Origin of the sequence: uncultured Actinomyces sp., assembly GCA_900541895.1 — a bacterium.
Taxonomy (GTDB): domain Bacteria; phylum Actinomycetota; class Actinomycetes; order Actinomycetales; family Actinomycetaceae; genus Pauljensenia.
The window spans coordinates 1-5,297 of the sequence record UWSI01000050.1; the positions used below are offsets into that span (position 1 = coordinate 1).

General features: G+C 51.0%; 2 protein-coding genes. Both read left to right on the plus strand.

Annotated features, from left to right (window positions below):
- Nucleotides 1-522: 522 nt before the first annotated feature.
- Nucleotides 523-2,667 carry a pectate lyase gene (locus QZR18_RS08155; RefSeq protein ID WP_178703820.1) on the plus strand — a complete coding sequence of 715 codons (2,145 nt, stop codon included), beginning with the start codon at nt 523-525 and terminating at the stop codon, nt 2,665-2,667.
- Between the two features lie 299 nt (nt 2,668-2,966).
- Nucleotides 2,967-5,213, plus strand: coding sequence for a VaFE repeat-containing surface-anchored protein (locus QZR18_RS08160; RefSeq protein WP_295910891.1), 2,247 nt, complete (start codon nt 2,967-2,969; stop codon nt 5,211-5,213).
- Nucleotides 5,214-5,297 lie beyond the last annotated feature (84 nt).

The following is a 5,297-nucleotide window of genomic DNA, read 5'->3' on the forward strand; positions in this document are numbered from 1 at the left end:
TTCCCCCCATCTCCACAATTAGCCTCGGAACTTCGTTGAAGTTCCGAGGCTTTCTGTTGTTATTTCGCGCTTTGATGGTCTTTGAGGGCGGTGCTCCGCCCAATGATGCGTCAAGGATGTACGCAGAGGACCACAGACGTTGAAATCGAGAAATCCAGCAAAATAACTTGGTGAATGTTCGCTTCCAAGGCTTCGGAAAGCGTGCTTTCTGAGTAACTCGAAGCAAAGATTCGCTACGCATTGATGCGCATCGCTTTGCGCGTAAATCCGCTAAATTATGCGCATCGAAATGTATAAGTAATTCATAAGAATTCGTGCAGAAATCTTGTAGCAGATGATGAGTCCGAATCAAGATTCCTTTACAAATGCTCCCACGAAGCTTCCTTAGGGTTGAAAACGTATAGGCCTTCTCATAGCCGTAAAAACGCTCGGGCTGCCTATTTCGACACCTAGAGGCGACCAAATTTCGCAATCTCATATGCGGAAGTGGTGTCGCTGCCGATACAAAGGAAAAACTTCTTCATGAAACGCCGAAAAATTGTGGGCGCAGTTGGTGCGGCTGCTGTCATTGCAATGGTGCCTTCGCTGGGCGGTAACACTGCCGTTGCTGCCGGTGACGACACGACCTATGGGGCCTCTTTCCCCTATACCCGTTACGAGGCCGAGCGTGGCCGACTTGACCGTGCACACGTCGTCTCGCTTGACGAGAGTCAGCTTGTCAACACAATGCTCGACTCGACGGCGATTGAAGCTGGCGAACAGTCCTATGTTGAACTCGAAGGTAAGGATTCTTCCGTGAGCTTCACTGCCGAAGTTCCCGGGAATGCAATTGATCTTCGATTCACTCTTCCTGATCACGCGGCCGGAAGTGTTGATATTCGTGTCAACGGAGAGACGGCTGCCACTTTTAATCTCTCATCAGAAACTGCGTATCAGTATGTTCAGAAGAGCAAGGTGTTTGACGAGGAATGGCAGAAAGATCCCGGTAATGGCCCGGCACATGCCCGCTTCCTTTTTGATGAGGTTCACGGTTTGCTTAACCGGCAGGTAAACCCGGGAGATACGGTTAGCGTTGTTCGTATGGGGGGTGAAGGTTATGTCTATGGCATTGATTTTGTTGAGCTTGAGCAGGCGCTTCCGGAAATTCAGCGTCCTGCTAATTCAGTGAGTGTTACTGATGATGACTTGACGGTGACTGAAGAGAAATCGCCGGGTGTTTGGGAAACTCGTAAGGTTTATGCGCGCCCTAATGATGGACAAGATGATTCTGATGCATTCTTGGCTGCTTTGAAGCGTGCGTCGGATGAGAACAAGACTCTGTATATTCCGCGTGGAACCTTTGAGTTTGATCGCCAGCTTGTCGTTCGGCATTCTCCGAATGACAACCATCAACTGACGGTCCAAGGTGCGGGCATCTGGTACACGAATGTCTTCTTCCGTAACCCGAACAAGGCAAGCGGTGGCATTGTTCTTGAACATACCAGCCATGACCTGCAGTTCCGAGACTTCTACATGTCGACTAATCTCAAGTCCCGTTACGACGAAGGGGCCAACTATAAGGGATTCCAAGGCGTCACCAAGAACTCACAGTTTATAAACCTGTGGATTGAACACTTCGAGTGTGGATTCTGGATGGGAGACTATGTCAATGAAAAACAAATGCAGTACACAGAGCACATGCTGGTCGATCACTCCCGTATTCGCAATAACTTTGCCGATGGCCTGAACTACTCACAGGGAAGTCGGGATTCGGCCGTGCGTAATTCGAATATTCGCGGGAACGGCGATGACGGCCTCGCCTCATGGTCAAGCCATGCACAGTCGCTGCCTGGTGAGTCTGTCCAATATGTATCAAATGCTCGTCACACCGACAATATCGAGTTCACTCACAACACGATCGAGCTCGGATGGCGCGCAGGCGGAATCGGTTTCTTTGGCGGATCTGGGCAGAAGGCAGAGAACAACCTCATTACGGGGAATTTTGAGGGTGCAGGTATTCGACTAAACACTGTCTTTGGCGGTCATAATTTCGACTGGAACTTGAAGTTAAACAAGAGGGCTAGCATTCAGCGCAACAAGATTGTGCGCAGTGGTACGCAGGACGACTACTATGGCGGACACCGCGGTGCCATCGACTTCCAAGAAGTTCAGGTTAACGGCCGCATTGCTGGCGTTGATCTTTACGACAACATCATCGTGCGTCCTTTTGCAGAGGATGTTCGCTCAGACTTTGCGTTCAACTCCGAAGAGATGAAACTTCGCGGTATGAGCATTGGTAGTAATCCACGTAGAGACTGGGATGGCTACGAGCCTCAGCATCTGGTTGTGAATTACGCTCGAGTCAATGGCAAGGTTGATCGAGGTATCCCTGAAGATGCGAATTATTCTCTCTACTGGTGGGACGGCGATTGGGTGAATCCGGTTGATGGAAAGACCCATCGTTATTGGATTCCTAAGGCTGATGGTGTTCAGATCAATGACGCAATGGATTTTTCATGGGAAGGCAACAAGAAGGTCTACAACTTTATCCTTGGTGATGACCCGCAGTACCTGCCGACGTCCTCTACTCGCTTCTTGGATGACTACACCTATCAGGGCGAGATGGCTCGATCATTCCAAAATTCTAGCCAGCCGCAGACAGTGATCCGTTTTTGGTCGCATAAGTGAGGTGCGCGAATAGCGTCGTCAAACCTTAGTTTTACTGCCCGCACTGCTCAGCAGTGTGGGCAGTGCTTGATCCATAGTACTTTTCGTTCACCCGCTGATCTCTGCATAAGATTTCGCGTTGCTTGAGCAGCAATCTTGTCCACAGAGTAAGCGCAGAAAGAAGTTATCCACAGATTTTGCATCCTCGTCCCGAGCCGATAAGACATCCTCATACCCTCGCATCATGGAGGAGCGACCTCCAGTGATTGCGAAAGGAATGAGCCATGATCGGGAGGCATCCAAATATTCAAAAACGCTGGGTGCATCGTGCAAGAAATCGTGCAAGAAAAGGAGCTGTTGCACTGGTCTTTGCAACGGCAATCGGAACTCTCAGCACACTGGCGTTGAATCCGCAGCCAGCGCACGCGCTCTTTGAAGGAAACGGCATGTACGTTAAAGGTGTCGGAGCGCAATCTGCTGGAGGATTTTGGCTAGGGGCCTACACCGCACCGCACAACGTTGAGACGCGTTACCCGGTGTGGTGCACTCACATGTGGCGAGCAAATCCCAAGCCGCAGGACACCGCATCGATTACAGATTTGGGAGAATCCAAGCGCTGGGGGCCGGATGAGCTTGATCTATCGACCGCGCAAATGGCGTGGCTTCTTGATCGCTACCAGGACGACCGACACCAAGAAAACCGAGCAGCTCTCTCATTTCTGATTCACGCGAATTTTGAAGGAGAACAATCAGGAAAGAATACTCAAGATTCCGTCAATAGTTTGGTTGACGGCGTGCGCCGTCAACTGCCGCAAGTTTTTGACAGGGCAAAAGATTACGTGCGCCAAGCTAAGGAATCTGCTGTTACAACCTACGAAAATGGAAGCGTAGAAAGCCAGACTCCTCGCAGTGGTTTACTCAAAGACCTCGGCGTGAAGAATGAAAAAGGGGAGTGGATTCCGAAACTCAAACTCCACCTCATGCTCATTGGACCTGCACGGTTCACTTCCACGGGTACCAGCCGATGGGATGGAGAAACGCAAGGAAATGCCCTCAATCTTGAGTGGGAAGCGACGGGCAACGGAACCGTGAAATGGGTAGGGAACTACGAAAACCCTGTGCGCTCGACGCTCACGAAATACGGAGTTAACTCGGCAACCCAGGATACGGCCTCGTATGGAAACAGGCCGGGTGGCGATAAGGAAGAAAAGAGCCTCAAGGGAGGAACCTGGAAGGTGCTCATGGACTTTCAGCCCATGGGACGCTCACAAGTTTCCCAAACCAGCGTGAAGGACAATACCCTGAGTGATACCGTCACGGCATTTGCAGATCCCAATTACGGGGACGGAAAGTGGATCAATGATGAGCACGGGCCAATACCGGTAACCTTCGAAGGGACTGCCTACGATCTGGGGAGCGAACCTCCAAACGAGCCTTTGGATGTACGTTTCATCTCGAAGGATATGCGAGTTCTTGGTCGCGCAACGGTCGTTTTTCGCGGAGAAGGAGAGCGCCAGGTCAGTATTCCTCTTCCTGAAGGACAGGCAAAACCGGGATTTGTTTCTTGGGTATGGAGGGTGAGCAAAGAAGCACAGGGACAATACGCTCCTCTTATCCATGCCGATTGGGCCGACCAGCTGGGGCTAGCTCATGAAACTCAAGTGATTCCCTGGAAAATTCAGATGCACTCTGCCGCACAGCTCAAAGAGACCAATGGGGGAGACTTCTTAATCGATGATCTCTGGGTGAGCGGTTTTCCAGAAGGGCATACTCATTGGAGTGGTTCTGAGAGAATTGCTGCCGATACATCCCACATGCGTCATCGTCTGCTTTTCTTCCCTCAAGGCCTTGAGGTTGTTGAAGAAAACCGGGAGAAGGCAGAGGAAATTGGAGCTGTCGAGCTCCCTGCAAAGAATGGATACTATCCATCGCTTGGCGATCTGCGATTCACAGTAGACCCGCAGCGTATCGGAACTTACGTGTTTACAACAGAGTTTGACGGTGACGGTCGCGTTGAAGCATTCCGTTCCAGTGTCGAGGATCCGCATGAACAGTACACGCGACAAGCACCCTCGATTATTCGCCTGGCAACTCGTGCTCGTGATGGGGGTGATGGTGACCAGATCATAGGCCGCTTGGGGCCATCCAAGATCGTTGACCAGGTGTGCTATGAAGGCCTCGAGGCAGGGAAACGATACTCCCTGAAAGCAATTGTGGTTGACCGAGAAAGCGGTGAACCATTGAATGCAGCTGGTCGACTGGTAGAAGGAACAGCTGATTTCACTGCTGAGACAGCGTCTGGCTGTGCAGAGGTGATGATTAATGTTCAGGGAGAAGACATCAAAGCAAAGAAAGTTGTCGTCTTCGAAGATCTATTTCTCGGTGATCAGCGAATCGCATTCCATCGAGATATCAATGCAGCTGAGCAAACCCTCAACGTGGAACAGCCCGAGCGTCCGAAGGTTGCTCGTACTGGCACTTCAGGTGTTCTGGTCGTCTCGCTCGCGGGAGTCGGAGCCCTTGCTGGTGGAGTGCTCTATCGTCGGGGAAGGAAAGGATGCTTGTAGGAACGTTGATATCTGAGGTGACTTACCGGATTGGAGCATACGAGCCTTAGATAAGCAGTCCTAAAAATGAGTGGTGGTGGGAAC